Origin of the sequence: Undibacterium sp. 5I1 (assembly GCF_034314085.1) — a bacterium.
In the GTDB taxonomy this organism is placed as follows: Bacteria; Pseudomonadota; Gammaproteobacteria; order Burkholderiales; family Burkholderiaceae_D; genus Undibacterium.
On sequence record NZ_JAVIWI010000001.1, the window covers coordinates 4,187,423 to 4,208,818 of the forward strand.

The window sequence follows — 21,396 nt, forward strand, 5'->3', positions numbered from 1 at the left end:
TTACTTACCTCCAAAAATCCGTTGCAGCAGACCCGGTTTTTCATAGTTGACAAAACGCAGGGGCACTTCTTGGCCTAGGAAACGGGAGATCACATCTTCATACGCCTCAGAGACATCGCTGCCCTTCATATGAATTGCAGGATTTCCTTGATTAGACGCATGCAATACCGCTTCCGATTCAGGGATCACGCCGATCAACGGGATGCGTAAAATTTCTTGTACATCGGTGTAGGACAACATTTCACCGGCTTCTACCCGTTTAGGTGAATAGCGCGTTACCAGCAAATGTTCTTTTACCGGCTCACCACCCTCCTGAGCACGTTTGGATTTGGCCTGAATAATACCCAAAATACGATCCGAATCACGTACAGAAGATACTTCAGGATTGGTGACGACAATTGCTTCGTCCGCAAATGTCAGTGCCATCACTGCGCCGCGCTCGATACCCGCAGGTGAGTCGCAGATGATGTATTCAAAATCCATCTTGATCAATTCGTTCAGAACACGTTCTACGCCCTCTTCGGTCAAGGCATCTTTATCGCGGGTTTGCGAGGCAGGCAAAATAAACAGATTGTCGCAGTGCTTATCTTTGATCAGCGCTTGCTTTAATGTCGCCTCGCCGCTGATGACGTTGACCAGGTCATACACCACACGACGTTCGCAACCCATAATCAGATCCAGGTTACGCAGACCCACGTCAAAATCCAGCACCGCAGTTTTATGTCCGCGCATGGCAAGGCCAGACGAAAAGCTGGCACTGGAAGTTGTTTTCCCTACGCCGCCCTTACCAGATGTCACAACGATGATTCTTGCCACAAAGAACTCCTTTAATTTTTTAACTCAATTTGCTGAAAGCGATTTTTGATTATTTGGCTGCTTGCAATCAATATATTTTTTATAATGATATTAATAAATAAATATCAACCCGCCGATTTTACCGATGATACTTCAATACTGTCGCCAATAAGCTTGATTTGTACCGGATGATTTGGCAATAAGGCCGGGAATCCGGTATCAAACGTGCGGTAAATCCCTGCAATTGAGACCAATTCCGCCTCCATGCTCAGGGCAAAAATTCTTGCTTCGGTATTGCCAGTTGCGCCTGCCAGGGCACGACCGCGCAATGGTGCGTAGATGTGGATGCTGCCATCTGCAATCACTTCGGCACCATTATTGACCGAGGCGGTGATGATCAGATCGGTACCTCGGGCATAAATGCGCTGACCTGCGCGCACTGGAGTATCAATCACCATCGCAGGTAAATTGCTGACAGATGTCGCTGCTACTGGCGCTGGTGCAGTTACCGGCTCAGGCTTTGCTGCCTTCTCAGGTATCACCTCAATCACCGCAGTTGTTGCTGTGCTAGCAGGCTCCTGACGTGGTCGGCTCACCATATCAATACTCAAACCATGCGCCCGGATTGCTGCGTGGCCTTGTTCTGGTGCATTCCGGACCGCGACCGGAGTGAGTCCAAATGATTTAAATAGCGGGATCAAATTGACCCAGTCCAATGATTCGGAAGCGATATTCTCGACATCGATCACTGCGAATTCGTCATCAAAAAAATCTGGCGTACCTGCCGTCATTTCTTTTAACGCTGCTTCTATGATTGCAACTGGTGCAGCATGCAAAATTAGGGCAACTACGACTACTGTGGAGATTTTAATTTCTACAGGCTTGTGCGTCAGGCTGTTTTGCATAAGTAACAAATGGGTCGAATATTGAGAGGTAAAGGCAATCACTGCCGCAATGTGGCTGGCGTAAAACGCCTGCCGGCGAAACTGCAAAAGACTTATCGTACCAATTGATGAGCCAGATTGCAAAAAATCCTCTATAACACTCATCGTTTATAAGCGATGAGTCGCGACACAATGAATGTAAGCTAGACACAAGAGTAAAAAGTTTGATTCTTGAATTGATCAGAGACGGTGAGCATTTAATTTTGATTGACACTTTCAGACCTGAATCAGCTCAACCATAGCCGCCGGCTGATCCAGCTTAGATAACTACTGTGCTGGGGATGTCGACTTTTGTTACGATGATTTTGTATTTTGATCGCACAGACAGGAGTTCTCGATTTTAGTAGTCCAATCATTCTGTGGCTTACAGGCCAAAACGCTTAGGTGATGCGTATTTTAATTGGACATTTATTATTCAAGTTGACCTGGATTTTTCCAGTATGCTATCAACTTGATTCAAACAAATAAACAAACAACCACCCATCCATCCAGGCGTCCTCATGTTGAAGCGTTTAGCAATAGCACTAAGTATTCTGATGACTTATGGAGCGGCATTGGCAGAGCCGGGTTACTACTTTGTGTCGGTGTACGACAACAAAGACCAGAAGTCAGTCGATTTCCGCTATTGGACGACGAACTTTCCCGGACGGGGACAAACCATCTGGCCGGAGCTGGGATTTGGCTATGGTGTAACTTCACGTTGGTACACCGAGGTCTATGCGAGCTATATTGGCAGTTCTAAATCCGACTTAAAACTAGATAGCTGGAATTGGCAAAATGATTATTTGCTGACGCAAGGACAATATCCGGTTGACGTTGCCTTGCATACCAATTTGACTCGCGGGCATGATACTGACGAAGGCTATACATTAGAAATTGGCCCAGCAGTGCAGACTGATTTTGGGCGTTTACAGCTCAACGGAAATGTATTTTTTGAGCGTACTTACCGGTCGGTCGAGGGCGGCGCGACACAAATGAAGTACCAGTGGCAAACCAAATATCGCTGGAAGCCGATGTTGGAATTAGGCGTGCAGGGCTTTGGTGAATTAGGCGACTGGGACCATTGGGCGCCCCGTGATCAGCAATCCCATCGCGCTGGACCAGCGCTATTTGGCAGCGTGCCCGTAGGCAAAGAATCCAGCATCAAGTATCAGGCGGCTTATTTAATCGGTTCGATTTACGGACGACATGGTTATATGTTCACATCCCGCGTTCAGTATGTATTTTGATGCGCAGAGGGCACATCAGTTCAAATACGTTTTGGGATCGTAATGCCGCAGGACAGGTTTGGAATTAGTCGGATTTAAAACGGCACACTGACAATAGCCTTTAGCAGCCAACGGTCGGACACCGTCGTTAGACCGCGCCCGATACCCAAATTCAGATCCCAGCCTTTGATACTGGTATCGATGACAGCATAGATGGTCTGGCTCTGTTGATTGAGCTGCCCTAGATGCCTTATTGCTCCCATTTCGTTATAGCTCTCTAGACCAATATCAAAACCCTGATCGGTTTTATACGCAATTTTAGAATCGATTTCCAGGCTGGTCGGGCTGGGTGCCGGACCTGAAATTTTCCAGTCGATATTCGCATTCGCCGCTAGTGTCCAGCGATCTTTACGATAACCAAAAATACCTTTCAGCTCTGCATTCCAGGGATTCTGGTCGATATGTTGATTCACCCGACCGACTTCCAGATTTGCACCGTAGAAAAAAGGGGATGTTCCGTCTTTATCGACCAGATACTTCATGCGGAGTTTTTCGCCATCGACATTCGAGCCGCCATGGGCGTCCCGCGATGTCAAAATATACGCACCTAATTCCCAATTTTTAGTCAGTCCGTAAGAAAATTCCGGCGTCAGTCTGAACACATGTCGCGGTGCCTGTGCACCCGGATAATCGGGCGTGCCGTTTCCCGAGATCACATAGTTATTATGCAGATCAAGTCCAAACTCGTGCGGATTATTGATCTCATCCATGTAGACTTGGATTTCTTCCGGTGCAGCGCTGGCTGCCGGAGCAATAGCAGCCAAAAAAGCGCCGCTAAGCAGAGGGAGTAACAAGCTGTAGTGACTGAGTTTCATCGAAATTTTCTAGGTTGCAATCGTGAAGATATTCTTACAATGTAGAGCATTATTTGATGGCTGGCATCAATTGTACAGGTAGATTGGAGATGGGGTTTGCGTTATTAAATTTGTAGGCGCTTCTCAAACCTAAATAGGACTTACGCATAATTTTTCCAGCAAGGCGCTGCAACGAAGCGGGGATCGATTTACGTAAGCTCAATAAAAATAAAAATTTGCTCTGGCTATCGTGGGCTAAGCTCCTCAAAGCTAAAAATAGAGGATTGCGTTAGGATATACATTTCCTTCCTCTCGCCGCCATTGCCATGAGTAAATACACTTTGAACATTAACGGTCAAGCCCGCCCTGTGGAGCTGGAGCCGGATACCCCGTTACTATGGGCATTACGCGATAGCCTGGATTTGCCTGGCACTAAATATGGTTGCGGTATGGGGCTTTGCGGTGCTTGTACGGTGCATATTGACGGCGTGCCAACGCGATCATGTGTAACTCCCGTATCGACTTTGGGGCGTAAAAAAGTCACCACAATTGAAGGCTTAGATGCGAAAGCCATGCACCCGTTGCAGCAGGCATGGCAAGAACTTGATGTGCCGCAATGTGGTTATTGCCAGGCCGGACAAATCATGACGGCTGCGGCCTTACTGAAGCAGCATCCGCAACCGAGCGATGCAGATATCGATAGCGCGATGTCAGGCAATTTATGTCGCTGCGCTACCTACGTCAGAATCAGAGCGGGTATACATCGTGCGGCAGAGATATCTGCTAACTCTTCTACTGTATCAGTGGCCAAAAAAGAGAAAGTCAGCAAATGAAAACCTCTACATCACAACCGATTACAAATACTGCCAACCCAGACGATCTGGAACTGAACGGACGTCGTCGGTTTTTACGTAACTCCGTGATCGCCAGCGGTGGTCTGATGCTGGGTTTTTATTGGAATCAATCCAATAGCGCAGAAGGCAAAGTTGCCAAGCCTGATGCACTCGCATCGGCAGATTCAGCGGCAGATTTTGTTCCTAATGCGTTTATCCGCATCGCGCCTAATGGTGTGGTGACATTGATTTCTAAGCAACCGGAGATCGGTCAAGGGATTAAGACATCCTTACCGATGGTGATCGCCGAAGAGTTGGAGGTCAACTGGAAAGACGTTCGCATTGTGCAGGGTGATCTGAACCCGGCGTATGGCAGTCAGGGTGCAGGTGGGTCTACTTCCACCCCGACCAATTACACTGAATTCCATCGGTTAGGTGCGACTGCACGTACCATGCTGGTGTCCGCCGCAGCGCTGACCTGGGGCGTTCCCGCCAGTGAATGTGTAGCCGAAAATAGTATGGTCACGCACAACCCTAGCAAGCGCCAGCTCGGCTTTGGTGCCTTGGTAGCAAAGGCAGCCACTCTGCCAGTACCCGATGCAAATCAAGTGGTTTTAAAAGATCCGGCGCAATTCAAATTACTAGGAACACGGATTGGTGGTGTCGATAACGGTGCGGTAGTCAGCGGCAAGCCTTTGTTCGGGATTGACGTTAAATTGCCAGGCATGGTGTACGCGGTGTTTGTAAAGTGCCCCGTTTTTGGTGGCAAAGTCGTCAGCGCCAACCTAGATGCCATCAAATTATTGCCTGGTGTCCGCGATGCATTTGCGGTGGAAGGCAGCGGTAGCGTCAATGCCTTGTTGCCAGGCGTTGCGATTATTGCGACATCCACCTGGGCTGCGTTCAGCGCACGTAAGCAGCTAAAAGTGGTGTGGGATGAAGGCAAGTTCGCCAGCCAAAGTTGGGACGGTTTTATCGCCGAATCCAAAGCGCTCTCTAAGCAAGCTGGCGCAAGCACTCTACGCAAAGATGGCGATACACCTGCTGCCTTAAAAGTAGCTGCGAAAACGGTGGAAGGAGCGTATCAATATCCGTTTATCTCGCATGCCAGTATGGAGCCACAAAACTGTACCGCGTGGTTTAAGCCTGCGGATGGTAGTTTGGAATTGTGGGCCCCAACCCAAAATCCGGCCTCGGGCCAAAACCTGGTGGCGACTACGCTGAATATTCCCAAAGAAAAAATTAGCTTACACATCACCCGCAGTGGCGGTGGGTTTGGCCGGCGTCTGAGTTCGGACTATGTTGTCGAAGCCGCTGCGATTGCACTCAAAGTGCGAGCCCCGGTCAAACTGACCTGGTCGCGAGAGGATGATTTGCAACATGATCATTTCCGTGCTGGGGGCTTCCATTTTTTACGCGGTGGGCTGGACGCAAAAGGGAAACTGGTCGCCTGGCATAATCACTTTGTGACTTTTGCCAACCGCGTCACGCGAGATGGCGCCAGCGTATTGCAACCGGGTAGTGGTGGTAGTTTGAGCGGTGATGAGTTCCCCGGACGCTGGGTAGAAAATTGTTTGTTAGAACAAACTGCGATTGAATGCGGTATTCCCATGGGACCGTGGCGCGCTCCCGGCAGCAATGTGTTTGCCTGGGTTTTCCACAGTTTTATTGACGAGCTGGCGCATGCTGCAGGCCGTGATCCGGTCGCATTTCGTTTGGAGATATTGCGTGATAAAGAAATTGTCCCTGGTACTGGCGAGCGCGGTCAGCCATACAACGTCGGTCGCATGAAACGCGTATTGCAAGAAGTCGCCGACAAGTCTGGCTGGGGTAAAAAAACCTTTGCCCGTGGTCAGGGCCAAGGCGTTGCATTCCACTTTAGCCATCGCGGCTATATCGCCGAAGTCGCTGAAGTAACGGTATCAAAACAAGGCGAATTGAAAGTCGACCGGGTTGTTGTCGTGTCAGATATCGGCGCGCAAATCGTCAACCTGAGCGGCGCAGAGAGTCAGGTACAAGGCTCAGTGATTGATGGCTTGAGTACGCTGATGTACCCCGAACTGAACATCGAAAAAGGGCGCATTGTGCAAAGTAATTTTCACGAATATCCCTTACTTCGGATCGCCACAACGCCACCAAAAATCGAAGTGCATTTCTTAAAAACGGACTTCCCAGTGACCGGATTAGGCGAACCTGCTTTTCCGCCATTGGCGCCTGCGGTATGCAATGCGATTTTTGCGGCAACCGGAAAACGGGTTCGTCAGTTGCCTTTGAGCCGGGTGGATTTAAGTTGGAGTTAATTTCAGTATTAATAATACTGGTATGGGGTATTTTAAATAGACCATATAATGATTGGACAGTTGGGGTATTTTTGAGATTTTTAGGGGGAGTATATTAATTTTTTTCTTATCCCTAGTTGTATTATGTTGTTGAATTCGTGGAAGATGATCTTCAACTTCTCTCTCCGGCGAGCCGGAGGGAGAATGGATTTAACAGGTTCCTGGCTTCTAACGCCCACCAATTTTGACATCGCCAAACAAGGTACTCAGTCCCCGTGGTTGCGAGCGCCAGTATTGTTTTGGCGCTTCGACTTGCGCTCCCAATTCCACTGCAGCATGCCAAGGCCAGCGCGGATCGAATAGCATGCCGCGTGCTAATGCCACCATGTCTGCCTTACCTTCGACTACAATTGCTTCGGCATTTTTTGCATCGGTAATCAGGCCGACTGCGATGGTAGGCAGGCCAGTTTCTTTGCGCATTTTTTCTGCCATCGGTACTTGGTAATTGTCGCCTAACGGGATTTTTTGTAACGGTGAGATGCCTCCGCTGGAGACATGTACAAAGTCGCATCCCAGCTTTTTCAACGCATTGCCAAACACCACGCTTTGATCGATATCCCAACCTCCTTCAAGCCAATCTGTGCCGGAGATTCTGATGCCAACGGGCATGCTCGCTGGCATCGCTGCGCGGATGGCTGCAAATACTTCCAGCGGGAAGCGCATTCTGTTTTCTAGCGTGCCACCATATTCGTCGCTGCGTTGGTTAGAAATCGGAGATAGAAATTCATGCAGCAAATAACCATGCGCCGCGTGCACCTCAATCGCATCCAGCCCTAGATTATGTGAACGCTTGGCGGCGGCGACAAAGTTTTGAATGATGCGTTGCATGCCCGCTTTATCTAGCCCAATCGGCAATGCTTCTCCTACATTTTGCGGGATTGCCGACGGTGCAAAAGTCGCCCAGCCACCGTCCGCCTCGGATATCAACTGGCCGCCATCCCACGGTGTATGACTAGAGGCTTTGCGACCTGCATGCGCGAGCTGGATTGCTACTGGCATGTTGGAATAGGCACGTATGGCATGGATCACTTTTTTCAGCGCTGCCTCATTGCTATCGGACCACAAACCCAAGTCTTCTGGCGTAATGCGACCTTCGGGTTCGACTGCTGTTGCTTCGATAATCAACAAGCCAGCGCCGGATAAGGCCATGCTGCCCAGATGGATCATATGCCAGTCGGTGGCGTCACCATTCTTCGCTGAATATTGGCACATCGGTGCAATCACGATACGATTTTTTAATGTTAATGAACCGATAGAAAAAGCGGAAAAAAGTTGGGACATGGGGTGACTCCGTCTAGATAGTTTGTAGTGCAGGATGTTGATGTAACTCGTCAGCGGAGTTAGGTAAATTTCCGTTCGCATTGCTATTGATGCTGACAAGCTTATTTGAGTGCCGCGCAAATTATAAAGTGATATTGCAAAGTGCATTGGACGCACGACTTTTAGCTGCTCAGCGCAATTCTGGAATCTAGTTCAGAATAATGCGAGCATTAAATCTCAAGCTCCACACAGAAGTTTTGTGCCCAATTTTTAACTTCGTACTTGCCGTTCCCGCCAGCCAAATTTATACCCACTTTCATTAATCAAGAAAAGGAAAAATCATGCCAGCATTGTTGAGATCTACTTCATTTTCTATCACCGCAATGACGCTTGCCGTAATAGCACTGACTACGTTAAGCAGTTACACCAGTGCGAACGCGCAAACAGCCGCCGCACCTGATACATCCTCAAATAAACCGGTCACAGAACAGATCGTCGATACTCTGACCAAACTGGCAGGTGGCCCGCACGCTGGTTATCGCGCTAACCATGCAAAAGGGATCGTTACTATCGGTGACTTTGTGCCAGCGCCAAGCGCGGCCAGCATCACCAAGGCGGCGCATTTACAACGCACTACCAGCAAAGTCACAGTGCGCTTTTCTAACGCGTCTGGCGTACCAAATATTCCAGATGCCAATGGTAACGGCTTCCCTAAAGGTATGGCAATCCGGTTTGATTTGCCCAAGAGTGTCAGCACAGACATGGTGGTGATTTCTACTAATGGTTTTCCGGTCGGTACGCCGGAGGATTTTTTGACTTTCCTTAAAGCGATAGAGACCAGCGGACCCGGTGTTGCCAAGCCAACGCCAGTAGAAAATTTCTTGGCAACACACCCTGCAACGCTTAAGTTTGTCACCATGCCTAAGCCCGCTCCGGTCAGCTTTGCGACCCAGGCTTTTTACGGTGTCAATGCATTTAAATTTACTAACGCAAAAGGGGAAAGTCATTTCGGTCGTTACCGGATAGAACCACTGGCAGGACAACAATTTTTGACTGCAGAAGAGACAGAAAAAGCGACACCAAATTACTTGATGGATGAGCTGCCAGTCAGGTTGAAAAAAGAGCCAGTCAAATTCCGTATTTCTGTTCAGCTGGCAGAAAAAGATGATGTCATTAACGATGGCACCCAAGTCTGGCCAGATACCAGAAAAATCGTCGAGTTAGGTACGCTAACTTTACGTTCGGTACACGCAGATGGCAGCAAATTTGAAAAAGGCACAATGTTTAATCCACTCACTTTACTGGAGGGGATTGCACCATCTGATGATCCGATTTTGTTGGCAAGACCTGCGGCTTACGCTGTTAGTTTTGGCCGACGTTTGAGCAATCCATAAGTAATTTATAGCTCACAACCAAGATTGCGAATCGCAAATAAAAATGCCAAGCTATTTTGCTAGCTTGGCATTGCTTTAAGTAACCTATCGCCAAATCTTTACCCTTACAAAGGACTGTCGAGAGATCATAGCGCAGTTTTCTAGCGCTTCTGTTGCGCCAAATATTTCTTATGTAAATGAAACTCCCAAAAACGTATAGCAACTATGTAGAATTGGCTAATGCACTGGTGGCAAAACTACCGATACTTTGGATGATTATGAAATTTAAAATGTGATGTTAAATAAGAGATGTTGCTTTAAATTAAAGCAACATTTAACTAAAAGTTGGTAGTCTTAATACTATCAAAGATTAATGATTTTCAAGGAGTATTTGTACAGGACAAAGAGTCACTTCCAATGTATCCTCCATCACTATAATAGTCAGTCCAAGTACAAAACTGAGCATTTATTGATCCACTAACAGTCAATATATATTCATTAGATTCACCGTCACTTTTTTGAGTAATTTTTTTCACGTTTTTATACCCTTGTTGAATTCTGTCTAAATATAGCCCAGTTGCCGGATAAAAATTACCATTTGCTGTATATCCAATATTTAAACAGAAAACTCCATCACATATTGCAATTATGTCACCAGGGACATATCGATTAGTAATGTTAGTACTTTTCAAAAACACCATAGCGGAAAAAAAATCATCAGTATCTGTAAGTGCAACCCCGGGACCCGATTGAAAACTACATCGATCGCAAAGAAATCTTCCTAAATAAGTAGCATTAGCAGACATGGAAATAGTCATTAAAACCAAAGCAATATATATTTTTTTCACGAGATCACCCTTGTAAATTTGATTAGTATTTTTTATACAACTACTAAGTTATTTTTTACTTCGTAAAACAACACTCTGTTGCGAATTTTTGACCATCAGAAGTCGCTTTAATAATTTGTTCCTTGGTTAAAGCAACTGACATGGCATTAATATAATTATTCATTAAAGCTAGTCGATTCGTGTCTTGTATAGAATCACCTAGCTTATTTTTTCTAATTTCTGTATTTGCTACAGCATATGTCAACGCTAATTGCTGATTTTGATCTGTAAATTCGCCGGACTGATATAAATTTGATAAGGTCATTAAGCTAGTAAGATCTCCCTGCTTTGCGGTTTGCTCCAATTGATTTACTGCTTGTTTTTTCCACTCTACAACTAATGGATCAGTCTTCCTGGTAACTAATGCGTTAACGTCTCCAAGCGGACCAGAGTTCAAATAATCAGTTGCTGCACCACGAACACCGCCTTTAATTGCTACATCTAAATTTTTAAATCGATCGTCGCGCTGGCGCTGAGAGATTCCATCACAGATGTGCGCATTTTGTTGCTCCTCTAAAGCCAACGCATCTTTAAGGCTTTGATCGCCCGCTAATTCAGATGGCTTTAAAACGACTTTTGATGTTGATTCGTGTTGGATACATGCATTTACCATTTGAAAAGCTTTATAAGCATCTCTAGGATTTTTCGTAGACGACAGTTGGTCGATCTGATCGGATTTTGAAGTTTGCGATCTTTGTGTAGTAACTGGAACTTGATTTACTAATTGCTTTGGAACTTCTTGAAAAGCTGTTTTTGTTGAATTTGTGTTTTGTAAACTCGCGGATGAAACACTAGCTTCCAATATTTTTTTTTCTTTAGATTCAACAAACAGGTATACGACTAAACCACATAAGAAAAATGCGACTAAATACCTATTTAAATATTTCATTTTGAGTTCTCCAAAATATCAAAAAAAAGGCAACTTCTTTTACCGACTAAATTCGTTGTTCTTATATTACTAAAAAAATTTCGGATTACAAGTAAGAATTACAATTTTATTTACAAGTAGTTCAGAAACGTTAAATTACTAAAAACTTTTGTACGATAAAAAAACAAGCAAGGTGTTTAGGGCGTGATAAATCATCGACACAATATTGTTGCGTTGATTTGGGTGATATTGAATGTGTCTGCGTGAAAATAAAAAAGCCAAACCGTTTTCACAATTTGGCATTTTTAAAAATCGTTAAATTTAACCAAGCGGGACGGTTAATGGTTACTAGCTATGAATCAACATCAATTCTCTTACCGTGGTGGGCATGCAGCTTATTGTGGAACCGCCATTAAATGGCTGGTATTTTTTCTGCCGTTTGCGACAGAGCGCGTTACTTGTGGTTTAGTTGTAATCTCCGGCTTAGAAGATGGCAATCTCCGGCTAAATTGTTCTGCTACAGATTTGTCTGCAACGGAACTCAATGCCTTCGCAAATGCATCTTGTGAAGAAACATAGAATCGCAATGCAAATGCGGCGATGACGAAAGCGATTGGCAAGTATTCAATGATAGACATAACGGGCTCCGTTGGTTTGCAGTAATGATGCAGTGCAGCATATCGCGGAGTCAGTTATAACGCTAATTTCATTTAACCATATCGACTATTCAATATTTGAATATCTTAGCCTTATTTTAGTTTGTGCCTTTTATGTTGATCCACGTGAAATCACTTGCTTACTCTGCTTGTTCAAAGTACTTGCTCATAGGGCAGGCCAACATAATTTTCTGCGATCGTGGTGCGCCCTGCTAAGGAGCTGGTGTAGTACTCCAGCTCTGCCGATTGCATTTTCTGTGCAAAAGGATCGTCGGAGAACTTATGCAGCACCGATGTCATCCACCAGGAAAAGCGCTCGGCTTTCCAGATGCGACGCAGGCAGAGTTCTGAGTATTTTCCGAGGATATCGACCCGACCGTCTTGATATGTTTTACGCAGGCAGTAGTATAAAGTGTACACATCGCTGGCGGCCAGGTTTAGCCCTTTTGCTCCTGTTGGTGGAACAATATGAGCAGCGTCGCCTACCAAAAATAAGCGACCAAAGGTCATTGGTTCCGCCACAAAACTGCGCAGCGGCGCGATACTTTTTTCGATTGAATCGCCAGTCACCAGATCTGTTGCGACATGGGCAGGTAAGCGACTTTTTAACTCATCCCAAAACCGCTGATCCGACCAGTCCTCTACTTTGTCATCTAATGGACATTGCACATAGTAGCGGCTTAATACGGCGGAGCGCATGCTGCACAAGGCAAAGCCGCGTTCATGATTAGCGTAAATTAATTCGTGTGCAACCGGCGGTGTGGAAGACAAAATCCCTAGCCAGCCAAAAGGGTAGATGCGTTCAAAGGTTTTGATTGCATCCGCCGGGACAGATTTGCGCGATACACCATGGAAGCCATCGCATCCTGCAATATAGTCGCAGCTCAGTTCGATATGCTCGCCGTCTTTGGTAAATGTGACGCGTGGCTTATCGGTATAAAAATCATGTAATTGCACGTCGGTCGCTTCATAAATACTCAGTGCGCCTGCGTCGGATCGTGCCTGCATCAGGTCCCGTGTCACTTCTGTCTGGCCATACACCATCACGGTTTTACCATTGGTTAAGGATTTCAGATCGATGTGTTCATTGCGGCCGTTAAACGCCAGCGTAAATCCCTCATGAATCTGACCTTCTTTATCCATACGGGCACCTGCTTTTGCTTTCCGGATCAGATCAGTCGTGCCTTGTTCCAGCACACCTGCGCGGATTCTTTGCAACACGTACTCCGGCGATTTCGCTTCCAAAATCACCGTGTCTATACCTTGTAATTGCAATAGCTGACCGAGCAATAGTCCAGATGGGCCAGCGCCAATAATTGCGACTTGGGTTTTCATTTTAATGGTCTCCGTTGTTATTCACCATGGCGTCATTGCATGGAATTGAAACGCTATTTTTTTACAATAATGTTCCTGTAACGGATTATTTGAAATGGATTTATTTATTTATAAATGGTACTTTTAGCAGATTAATTACCATTTGAAATTCTTCTTTTGAACTATCTTGAGCGTTGTATGACAGAACAAAAAAGCATCCCCGTCTACAAGTTATATGGTGAGAGCGATCCATGGCCGATGGCTGATATGGTGCACTGCGAGTCAATTGCCGCACGTAGTCGCTTGCACAATTGGCATATTGCAACACATCAGCATAATGGCTTATTCCAGATTTTATATCTGGTGGCGGGCAGTGCAAAAATTCAACTGGATGATCTTCAATATGAAATGAAGGCGGGACAGATTTTGATGCTGCCGCAGATGTGCGTGCATGGTTTTAAATTCAAACGTGATGCCATCGGGCATGTGGTCACGATTGCTTATCCGCTGATACAAAATTTGATGCAGCAACTAATGCAGAGAGCGCCGCAATCGATGGGCGAATCACGACTGCAAGCTAGCGACATAACAACTAGTATCAACAACATCAGCGCGTTAACAGTCGCCAACATTCATGCATTAAAAAACGATGAAGAGAGTCGGTATATTCAGGCCGCGTTTACGATGCTGGACAACGAGTATCGCGGCAGATTGCCGCATCGCGCCCAATTGATTGAGTCGCTGCTGGCGAGTATCCTGATCTGGCTGACTCGCAGCGAAACGGTAGCTTTAACACCAGCAAATGTGCTACAAAAAGATCGCCTCCAAAGCAAGCTCAGTGCCGCAGTATTAAGCCAGGCTTCTGCCCGTCGAGGAACGCATTTTCCACGCTTTTCTGAATTGATTGAGTTGCACTACACGACGCATCAAGCCGTCTCTTACTATGCCGATCAGCTAGGTATTACAGCAGCTCATTTAAATGCCTTATGCCGCCAGACTGTCGGGCAATCGGCGCTGGGTTTAATTCACGAACGCCTGATATTAGAAGCCAAGCGCAATCTGGTCTACACATCGATGAGTATTAGCGTGTTGTCGTATACGCTGGGGTTTTCGGACCCGTCTTATTTCACGCGATTTTTTAAACGGCAAGTGGGATTGTCTCCCAAAGAGTTTAAACAAAAAGCGGGAACGAGTGCATGAACAATATATAAAAAATGGTAGCTAATGTTTGTGTTTCTCAGATGCCAATCAGATGGAACACCGCATGTATTCTTGATGAAAATAATGAGTCGTGCGTACATCGCACATATTTACGAGATTGCGTCTTTTTTGGAATCGTCCGACTTGATCTTTATTCTGTCGCGATCTATCTTTCTGCATGATGTTCTGCTCTATTAACTTAGCCAGAGCGATCAATAACTAACGATGCACAGACATCCAGGCACTTAAGCACGTCAGCCAGACAAAACATAGGAGCACGCTGTGAAGTTTGATTCCGTAGAACCGGGACTGTACCCAACCCTCATTTATCCCTCTTATAAATCCACGATCAAACGAGGCCCGACGCAAGTGGCGTTGCGTATCGTCGCTGCGGAACCTGTAGAGACCAATATCACTGCAAGCCGTAGTTTGATTTTGCCGAACGATATGGATCTGACTGCACATGGGCAAAGCCAGCCTCTGGGCGAAAAAATTGTGGTCACTGGTCGCGTCCTGGATGAGGATGGCAAGCCAGTGCGTAATTCTTTGCTGGAAGTATGGCAATGCAATGCAGCCGGACGCTACTGGCATAAACGTGATCAGCATGATGCGCCGCTTGATCCTAATTTTTATGGCTTCGGCAAGATGCTCACGGATGACGACGGGCGTTATCGTTTTGTGACCATCAAGCCTGGTCCTTACCCTTGGGGTAATCATCATAAAGCCTGGCGGCCTGCGCATATTCACTTTTCACTTTTCGGCAATGTTTATGCGCAACGTCTGGTGACGCAGATGTATTTTCCTAGCGATCCTTTGTTTGACTACGATCCGATTTTTCAGAGTATTCCCGATCTGGCCGCGCGTCAGCGTTTGATCGCCCGGTTCAGTATGGACGAAACGGTGGATGACAAAATGCTAGGCTATGAATTTGATATTGTCTTGCGCGGTCGCGATGCGACGCCCATGGATTTGTAAACAGATTGGGCAGACTAGGAAACGATATGACATCAACGATAAAACAAAGCGGTGCGTTGGCTAATACAGCGTCTGACATGAGCGTATTGCTGACCACTTCACAAACCATCGGTCCTTTTTCGCACGAGGCGTGGCGCTGGGCAGTGGATGCAACTGCACAGATGAGCAGTAGCGCACCGACCATCACGATCAGTGGCGTGATTTACGACGGTGACGGCACGCCAATGAATGACGCGATGATCGAGGCTTGGTTGCCCGGCAGCGCAGGTGTGGAAGCAGCGCATGCGATACCGGGTTTTCGGCGGGTGCCCAGCGCTGAAGACGGTAGTTTTCAATTTGAACTATCGATACCACTGGCAACAGAATCGGCGCAACTCGGGCAGCCAGCCATGTTTGTGACCGTGTTTGCGCGTGGCTTGGTCAAGCATCAATTTACTGCGGTGTTCCTGGAGGACGATGCTGGATTAGCTGATGCGCCGATTCTGACGCAGGTGCCGGCAGAGCGTAGAATCACTTTGATCGCGATCAAACAGGCCGAGCGTAGTTACCGTTGGGATATCTGGATGCAGACAGATAAAGAGACAGTCTTTTTTGACTATGTGTAAGTGCTATTGATGCTGGTGTTGGTGTGCTGACTAAAGATGGACAGCGGGCTGACTTCGGGCGATTTACTGGCGATGACTTAATAGCGAAATACACTGGGAAAACCAATATACTCCCCTTACTTTTATGGAAAAATGCCGTATTGTCCAGATAATATGAGGACAATTAAATATACATAGGTGGAGTATATTTAATTAACTTTAGCGATGCATCAGCAGATTCGCACTTAAGCTGACCTATCTGAACTTAGGAGCTGACTTTAGTTGACGCCATTTTTGCGTAAGCCGTATAGTAATTTCGACCTAGTTTTGCACCATGCTCTCGCACCAATTGAACGTACTAATTAAGCTTACCAATTAAGCCAGCCATAAATCAAAGTAGAGATCAATGAGCGTATCGATTTTTGAACATTTTTTGACCACGCCGGACATGATTGCCGTGTTCGACGATGCTGCCATTGTGCAGGCGATGTTGCAGTTTGAGGCTGCGTTGGCTAAGGCTCAGGCAGCCGAGGGCATCATTCCGGAAACCGCCGCACGCGATATTGCCAGCGTCTGCAATGCGCAGCTTTACAACATCCCTGTGATGGTCAATGCCAGCCGCCGCGCCGGTAGTCTGGCAATACCATTGGTGAAAGAACTGACCAAAACAGTCGCGCTTTATAGTGAAGAATCTGCCACGCATGTGCATTGGGGCAGCACCAGCCAAGACGTGATTGATACCGCCATGGTGTTAGCCACCAGGCAGGCAATCAGCTTAATTGAGCGCGACTTGCAAGTACTGATCCAACGCTTGATGCAACTAGCAGAGCAGCATTTACACACGCCCATATTGGCGCGGACCTTAATGCAGCCTGCGCAAGTCACCAGTTTTGGTTTCAAACTAATAAGCTGGCTTGCACCTTTGGTACGCGCACGTGAGCAGTTGCGTCAGACTGCCACCCGCGCCTTGGCTTTGCAACTCGGCGGCGCGGTCGGCACGCTGGCAGTGATGGGCGCAAAAGGGCCAGCGGTTGCCACGCGGATGGCAGTAGATTTGGGATTAATCCTGCCGCCAGCAGCCTGGCATACGCAGCGTGATGAGTGGGTGCGGCTGGGACTGGAAGTCGCCGTGCTGGTCGGCTCGCTGGGCAAAATTGCCACCGATCTGAGTCTGCTAGCGCAAGGCGAAATTGCAGAGCTGGCAGAGCCGTCGGGCAAAGGTCGTGGCGGTTCATCGGCGATGCCGCATAAGCGTAATCCTGTGTCTTGCATGATCGCCTTAGCTGCAGCAGCCAGAGCGCCACAACGCGCCGCCGCGCTACTGGCCAATATGGGGCAAGAACATGAACGTGGCTTAGGCAACTGGCAGGCCGAATTAGCAGAATGGCCGGGCTTATTTCTAAGCGCGCATGGCGCAGTCAATGCATTATCGGAAGCGATGGCGGGTTTGCAAGTCGATACTGGCCGTATGCTTGTGAACATCGATGCGTTGCAGGGACTGGTATTTGCCGAGAGTATTTCTATTTATCTGGCGAGCGTGATCGGTCGTCCAAAGGCACATAGTCTGATGGAAACCCTGACCCAAAAAGCAGTTGCCGACCACACGCATTTGCTGGATGTCGTTACAGAGGTGGTGCGTAACGATGCCCGTTTATCCGAAGTGATTGATCTGGCTATATTACAAAAACTGTTTGATCCGCATGTAGCAACCGAAGTCGCCGCGGCGCTGGCAAGTACGCAACTGGCGGCATTGCGGCAGGGCGTAGCAAGTAAGCATATTTAGTAACCATATTTAGCAATGATTACTTCACGCTGATGATCACAATCAACACGGATGTAGCTGATTTTGCGTACATCTGCCCACTTACTTTAACTATTTTTCCTACATAAAAACGATGAGCTACGACCCACTGAATCATGATCTGGAACGCGGTTTACAAAATCGTCGGACTATCCTTGGCGACGCCTGGGTTGATCGCTCTATCAATAATGCGAATAGCTTCAACGCTGAGTTTCAGCAGTTAATTAGCCGTTTTGCCTGGAATGATATTTGGGGCCGTCCCGGTCTGGATTACAAAACCCGCCGCGTTATCGTACTGGCGACGACGATTGCCCTAGGCCGTTGGGAAGAATATGAGTTGCACCTGCGTGCTGCCTTGCTTGGCGCGCCAGACAATCGCTTATCGCCAGATGAGTTAAAAGAAGTCCTGATGCAATCGGCGATCTATGCAGGTGTGCCCGCCGCAAATACTGCGTTCTCATTGGCGCTGAAGATTTTGCGTGAAGTCAGTGCAGAGATAGGTTACGTAATAGAACCGCTCTCACCGTTTGAAGTCAGTCATCCCGGCTCAGGTAAGCAAGGGCGGACTAATAGCAAGCCAGCCTTGCATTACAGCGTGCGAGAAGCACGTAATGGTAAAGTGCCCCGTCATACGATAGTGCTAAGTCACGCCTTGGGTTGTGACTTAACGATGTGGGATCAGCTCGCTGCCGTGTTAGCTGAAGATTGCCGCGTCATTTGCTACGATCATCGTGGGCATGGCAGTTCTGACGCGCCCTTGGGGCAATTTAGTATGGCTGATTTAGCCGACGATGCCGCTAGCTTATTGCGCGAATTAGATACCGGGCCGGTTGTCTGGATCGGTTTATCGATGGGCGGGATGGTGGGACAGGAGCTGGCTTTACGGCACCCCAGTTTGTTACGCGCCTTAGTGATTGCTAATTCCACCTCGCAATATCCAGCCGCGGCGCGCGAGATCTGGAACCAACGCATCACTACTGTTCGCACGCAGGGAATCGAGGTCATTGCTGATGCCGTGATGGCACGCTATTTTCATGAGGATTTTCGCGCTGCTCATCCTGCAACGGTTGCCCGTTTTCGTCAGCGTGTAGTTACTACGGATGGCGATGCTTACATCCGATGTTGTGATGCAGTTGCTAATGTGAATACCACCGATCGCTTGTCGCAAATTACTTTGCCATGCCTGGTGATCGCCGGTGTATCAGATCAAGGCACGCCAGTAGCAATGGCGCAGATTCTGGCAGACGGGATAGCAGGCGCTTCACTGCATATTTTAGACAATGCTTCGCATCTGAGTGCAATCGAGCAGCCAGAGGCATTTGCGCAAGCGGTGACTCAATTTTTGAGCGAGATTTGAAGCAGGTCAGTACAGAGTGCTAAAGGGTGCTAAAGCTGCCAAAGGGTGCCAAAAATAAAACCGCTGGAGTGGCTTCACTCCAGCGTTGAACATGGTGATATGGTGTCGAGAGACTTCCCGATTTACGCCCCTAAAGAATAAGGACCGCCACGCTCTAAAGCACGAATATATGCCGGATTGGCATGCAGCCGTTTGGCATACTCTTGCAGATTTGGATAAGCGCCCAGCATCTTGCGTGCTTCTGCAATTTCTACAACAAAACTGATTTGAATATCGGCGGCACTCAGTTCATTTCCCATCAGGTACAGATTGTCACCTAACTCAGCGCTAATATAGCTAATGTGGTTGTCGATTTCACTGCTGATCCGCGGTCCCAATGGCGCACCAGCTTCACCTAAACGACCAACATACAAAGCCAGCAAGAGCGGCAACATCGCAGAGCCTTCAGCAAAATGCATCCACTGAGAGTATTTGATATAAGCCGCAGTATCTAACTTTGGCCGCAAGCGACCATCACCATATTTATTGACCAGATATTCAATGATCGCACCGGACTCTGCTACCACTAAATCATCGTCAGAAATGACCGGTGATTTGCCGAGAGGATGGATTGCCTTCAACGCTGCTGGTGCCAGCCGTGTCACCGGATCACGCTGATAGTTGACGATGTCGTAGTCAACTCCCAGTTCTTCTAATAACCACAAGATACGCTGCGAGCGCGAGTTATTCAGGTGATGGACTTTAATCATAGTAGTGCTCGTTTCATTAGTTGCTGAAGAGGTTATCTGGTAGGCCGCTTCATCTGACATGAAGTCGGTTGCGAGGCCACAAAGGTATCAATTTTTTGCTCAGTTTTCCAGCCAAAACCAGTATTTTCCTGATCAAATTTGACATCTTTACCGTTCGTTTTTACCCAGTTAGTAATGTAGATCGGTTGCTGTGCCTGATGATCTGATTTACGCATTTCTACATTACCGTTATAGCTTTTGATCGTCATGCCTTCCATCGCAAAAGCGACTTTGACCGGATCGGTTGATCCAGTATCTTTGATCGCCTTGGCTAACATGGTGATGGCGCTGTGACTAGACATCAGCCAGTAATCTTCATTGTATTTCTTCTTAACTGCTTCAGCCATATCTTTACCGGCAAAGACTTCATTATTGATATTCCAGTTACTGACATTTTTAACCCGGTCTACACCCGCAGCACCCATTGCAGTCGGTACGCCAGTGGTGTATGCGGTGTAGGTATAAAAGTTGGCTTTGAGGTCGGCATCTTTCGCTGCTTTAATCAGCAAGGCGAGATCGTTCCCCCAGTTGCCGGTGATGACCGCATCGGCACCCGAGGCTTTGATTTTAGCGACATACGGAGAGAAATCTTTAACAGTGGCAATCGGGTGCAAATCATCGCCGACGATCTGAATATCAGGACGTTTACGCTTCAGATATTCTTTAGCAGCGCGGCTGACCTGGTGCCCGAGTGCGTAGTTTTGTCCGATGATATAAATTTTCTTAATACTTGGGTCTTTCGCTAAATAACTCGTCAGCGCTTCCATCCGCATGTCAGAGTTTGGCTCAAAGCGGAAATGCCAAAAACTACATTTGCTGTTCGTCAGATCCGGATCTAGTGCCGCAAAATCCAGATACACAATTTCTTTACCCGGATTACGTTCATTATGTTTGTTGATGGCATCAACCAAGGCCAGCGCCACCCCTGATCCGCCGCCCTGAGTGATGTAATGATAGCCCTGATCAATCGCTATTTTCAGTTGAGTCAGCGACTCTTGTGGACTACCTTTCCCATCGAACCCTACCATTTCTATCGTGTTAGCCGGTCCCCCCCATTTTTCCTTGTTCGCAACTTCAGTCACCATCTGAAAATTTTTCAAGGCAGTCTGGCCCGTCGGTGCGAACGTTCCCGACAAAGCATCGATAAATGCAATTTTAACGTTCTCTGCATGCGCCGCCGGAGCTAGCAGGGCGGCGATTGAAAGCGAAACTGAGGCAGATAATGCTTTCGCAAAAGGACGTAACTGATAGGCCATGGGTGTCTCCTGTTGGCTATTGAAGCTGAGATCGGCATCAGCCTGACGTTATTAGATCGACAGGTCGGATACGCTGAGATGTTTAGAAATTACTTGCCGTGAAT

Annotated in this window: 19 protein-coding genes; 9 read left to right on the forward strand and 10 right to left on the reverse strand. The window is 47.3% G+C overall.

Annotation, left to right across the window (positions count from 1 at the left end; all coding sequences use genetic code 11):
- A complete protein-coding gene (gene minD, locus RGU72_RS18370) occupies positions 1-816 on the reverse strand; it encodes a septum site-determining protein MinD (RefSeq protein ID WP_322121123.1) in 816 nt (271 codons plus the stop codon).
- A gap of 104 nt (positions 817-920) precedes the next feature.
- Positions 921-1,844 carry a septum site-determining protein MinC gene (minC, locus tag RGU72_RS18375; RefSeq protein WP_322121124.1) on the reverse strand — a complete coding sequence of 308 codons (924 nt, stop codon included), beginning with the start codon at positions 1,842-1,844 and terminating at the stop codon, positions 921-923.
- A 395-nt stretch (positions 1,845-2,239) separates the two neighbouring features.
- Here minC and RGU72_RS18380 point away from each other — a divergent pair, with 395 nt between their 5' ends.
- The gene (locus RGU72_RS18380) at positions 2,240-2,968 is read left to right on the forward strand and encodes a hypothetical protein (RefSeq protein ID WP_322121125.1); all 729 of its coding nucleotides are present in this window, start codon (positions 2,240-2,242) and stop codon (positions 2,966-2,968) included.
- A gap of 74 nt (positions 2,969-3,042) precedes the next feature.
- Here RGU72_RS18380 and RGU72_RS18385 read toward each other — a convergent pair whose 3' ends face one another.
- Positions 3,043-3,822 carry a hypothetical protein gene (locus RGU72_RS18385; protein ID WP_322121126.1) on the reverse strand — a complete coding sequence of 260 codons (780 nt, stop codon included), beginning with the start codon at positions 3,820-3,822 and terminating at the stop codon, positions 3,043-3,045.
- A gap of 305 nt (positions 3,823-4,127) precedes the next feature.
- Between RGU72_RS18385 and RGU72_RS18390 the strand changes: the two genes are divergently transcribed.
- Both RGU72_RS18390 and RGU72_RS18395 read left to right on the forward strand, forming a co-directional pair.
- Positions 4,128-4,634 (forward strand): (2Fe-2S)-binding protein, encoded by a 507-nt coding sequence (locus tag RGU72_RS18390; RefSeq protein WP_322121127.1) that lies wholly within the window; start codon positions 4,128-4,130, stop codon positions 4,632-4,634.
- Positions 4,631-6,934 (forward strand): xanthine dehydrogenase family protein molybdopterin-binding subunit, encoded by a 2,304-nt coding sequence (locus RGU72_RS18395; protein ID WP_322121128.1) that lies wholly within the window; start codon positions 4,631-4,633, stop codon positions 6,932-6,934. The genes RGU72_RS18390 and RGU72_RS18395 overlap by 4 nt, the downstream gene beginning before the upstream one ends.
- A gap of 207 nt (positions 6,935-7,141) precedes the next feature.
- On the opposite strand, the gene RGU72_RS18400 is transcribed toward RGU72_RS18395, so the two are convergent.
- Entirely contained in the window at positions 7,142-8,254 is a 1,113-nt protein-coding gene (locus tag RGU72_RS18400; protein WP_322121129.1) for an NADH:flavin oxidoreductase/NADH oxidase, read from the reverse strand.
- A 320-nt stretch (positions 8,255-8,574) separates the two neighbouring features.
- Here RGU72_RS18400 and RGU72_RS18405 point away from each other — a divergent pair, with 320 nt between their 5' ends.
- On the forward strand, positions 8,575-9,627 hold the full coding sequence (locus RGU72_RS18405; protein WP_322121130.1) for a catalase family peroxidase: 1,053 nt from the start codon (positions 8,575-8,577) through the stop codon (positions 9,625-9,627).
- A gap of 359 nt (positions 9,628-9,986) precedes the next feature.
- Here RGU72_RS18405 and RGU72_RS18410 read toward each other — a convergent pair whose 3' ends face one another.
- The 4 genes from RGU72_RS18410 to pobA all read right to left on the reverse strand — a co-directional run bounded on the left by RGU72_RS18410 (position 9,987) and on the right by pobA (position 13,352).
- Entirely contained in the window at positions 9,987-10,454 is a 468-nt protein-coding gene (locus RGU72_RS18410) for a hypothetical protein (RefSeq protein ID WP_322121131.1), read from the reverse strand.
- Positions 10,455-10,509: 55 nt separating this feature from the next.
- On the reverse strand, positions 10,510-11,382 hold the full coding sequence (locus RGU72_RS18415) for a hypothetical protein (RefSeq protein WP_322121132.1): 873 nt from the start codon (positions 11,380-11,382) through the stop codon (positions 10,510-10,512).
- A 374-nt stretch (positions 11,383-11,756) separates the two neighbouring features.
- Positions 11,757-11,999, reverse strand: coding sequence for a hypothetical protein (locus RGU72_RS18420; protein ID WP_322121133.1), 243 nt, complete (start codon positions 11,997-11,999; stop codon positions 11,757-11,759).
- Positions 12,000-12,170: 171 nt separating this feature from the next.
- Positions 12,171-13,352 carry a 4-hydroxybenzoate 3-monooxygenase gene (gene pobA, locus RGU72_RS18425; RefSeq protein WP_322121134.1) on the reverse strand — a complete coding sequence of 394 codons (1,182 nt, stop codon included), beginning with the start codon at positions 13,350-13,352 and terminating at the stop codon, positions 12,171-12,173.
- Between the two features lie 177 nt (positions 13,353-13,529).
- On the opposite strand from pobA, the gene RGU72_RS18430 reads away from it, so the two are divergent.
- From RGU72_RS18430 to pcaD, 5 genes are all read left to right on the forward strand, one after another.
- Positions 13,530-14,531, forward strand: coding sequence for a helix-turn-helix domain-containing protein (locus RGU72_RS18430; protein ID WP_322121135.1), 1,002 nt, complete (start codon positions 13,530-13,532; stop codon positions 14,529-14,531).
- 282 nt (positions 14,532-14,813) lie between these two features.
- A complete protein-coding gene (pcaH, locus tag RGU72_RS18435; RefSeq protein WP_322121136.1) occupies positions 14,814-15,506 on the forward strand; it encodes a protocatechuate 3,4-dioxygenase subunit beta in 693 nt (230 codons plus the stop codon).
- Positions 15,507-15,583: 77 nt separating this feature from the next.
- Positions 15,584-16,111, forward strand: a complete 528-nt coding sequence (locus RGU72_RS18440) for a protocatechuate 3,4-dioxygenase (protein ID WP_322121680.1) — start codon at positions 15,584-15,586, stop codon at positions 16,109-16,111.
- Between the two features lie 385 nt (positions 16,112-16,496).
- Positions 16,497-17,873 (forward strand): 3-carboxy-cis,cis-muconate cycloisomerase, encoded by a 1,377-nt coding sequence (pcaB, locus tag RGU72_RS18445; protein ID WP_322121137.1) that lies wholly within the window; start codon positions 16,497-16,499, stop codon positions 17,871-17,873.
- 112 nt (positions 17,874-17,985) lie between these two features.
- Positions 17,986-19,248 (forward strand): 3-oxoadipate enol-lactonase, encoded by a 1,263-nt coding sequence (gene pcaD / locus RGU72_RS18450; RefSeq protein ID WP_322121138.1) that lies wholly within the window; start codon positions 17,986-17,988, stop codon positions 19,246-19,248.
- A gap of 122 nt (positions 19,249-19,370) precedes the next feature.
- Here pcaD and RGU72_RS18455 read toward each other — a convergent pair whose 3' ends face one another.
- The gene (locus RGU72_RS18455; protein WP_322121139.1) at positions 19,371-19,997 is read right to left on the reverse strand and encodes a glutathione S-transferase; all 627 of its coding nucleotides are present in this window, start codon (positions 19,995-19,997) and stop codon (positions 19,371-19,373) included.
- A gap of 32 nt (positions 19,998-20,029) precedes the next feature.
- Positions 20,030-21,292, reverse strand: a complete 1,263-nt coding sequence (locus tag RGU72_RS18460) for a branched-chain amino acid ABC transporter substrate-binding protein (protein WP_322121140.1) — start codon at positions 21,290-21,292, stop codon at positions 20,030-20,032.
- Positions 21,293-21,396 lie beyond the last annotated feature (104 nt).

What these genes read in the sequence shown, in the direction of transcription:
- RGU72_RS18455 (WP_322121139.1), bottom strand. Translation starts at nt 19,997, where the DNA reads ATGATTAAAGTCCATCACCTGAATAACTCGCGCTCGCAGCGTATCTTG.
- pcaD (WP_322121138.1), top strand. Translation starts at nt 17,986, where the DNA reads ATGAGCTACGACCCACTGAATCATGATCTGGAACGCGGTTTACAAAAT.
- RGU72_RS18395 (WP_322121128.1), top strand. Translation starts at nt 4,631, where the DNA reads ATGAAAACCTCTACATCACAACCGATTACAAATACTGCCAACCCAGAC.
- RGU72_RS18405 (WP_322121130.1), top strand. Translation starts at nt 8,575, where the DNA reads ATGCCAGCATTGTTGAGATCTACTTCATTTTCTATCACCGCAATGACG.
- RGU72_RS18420 (WP_322121133.1), bottom strand. Translation starts at nt 11,999, where the DNA reads ATGTCTATCATTGAATACTTGCCAATCGCTTTCGTCATCGCCGCATTT.
- RGU72_RS18460 (WP_322121140.1), bottom strand. Translation starts at nt 21,292, where the DNA reads ATGGCCTATCAGTTACGTCCTTTTGCGAAAGCATTATCTGCCTCAGTT.
- RGU72_RS18400 (WP_322121129.1), bottom strand. Translation starts at nt 8,254, where the DNA reads ATGTCCCAACTTTTTTCCGCTTTTTCTATCGGTTCATTAACATTAAAA.
- pobA (WP_322121134.1), bottom strand. Translation starts at nt 13,352, where the DNA reads ATGAAAACCCAAGTCGCAATTATTGGCGCTGGCCCATCTGGACTATTG.
- RGU72_RS18385 (WP_322121126.1), bottom strand. Translation starts at nt 3,822, where the DNA reads ATGAAACTCAGTCACTACAGCTTGTTACTCCCTCTGCTTAGCGGCGCT.
- RGU72_RS18380 (WP_322121125.1), top strand. Translation starts at nt 2,240, where the DNA reads ATGTTGAAGCGTTTAGCAATAGCACTAAGTATTCTGATGACTTATGGA.
- RGU72_RS18440 (WP_322121680.1), top strand. Translation starts at nt 15,584, where the DNA reads ATGAGCGTATTGCTGACCACTTCACAAACCATCGGTCCTTTTTCGCAC.
- minC (WP_322121124.1), bottom strand. Translation starts at nt 1,844, where the DNA reads ATGAGTGTTATAGAGGATTTTTTGCAATCTGGCTCATCAATTGGTACG.
- RGU72_RS18390 (WP_322121127.1), top strand. Translation starts at nt 4,128, where the DNA reads ATGAGTAAATACACTTTGAACATTAACGGTCAAGCCCGCCCTGTGGAG.
- pcaB (WP_322121137.1), top strand. Translation starts at nt 16,497, where the DNA reads ATGAGCGTATCGATTTTTGAACATTTTTTGACCACGCCGGACATGATT.
- RGU72_RS18415 (WP_322121132.1), bottom strand. Translation starts at nt 11,382, where the DNA reads ATGAAATATTTAAATAGGTATTTAGTCGCATTTTTCTTATGTGGTTTA.
- RGU72_RS18430 (WP_322121135.1), top strand. Translation starts at nt 13,530, where the DNA reads ATGACAGAACAAAAAAGCATCCCCGTCTACAAGTTATATGGTGAGAGC.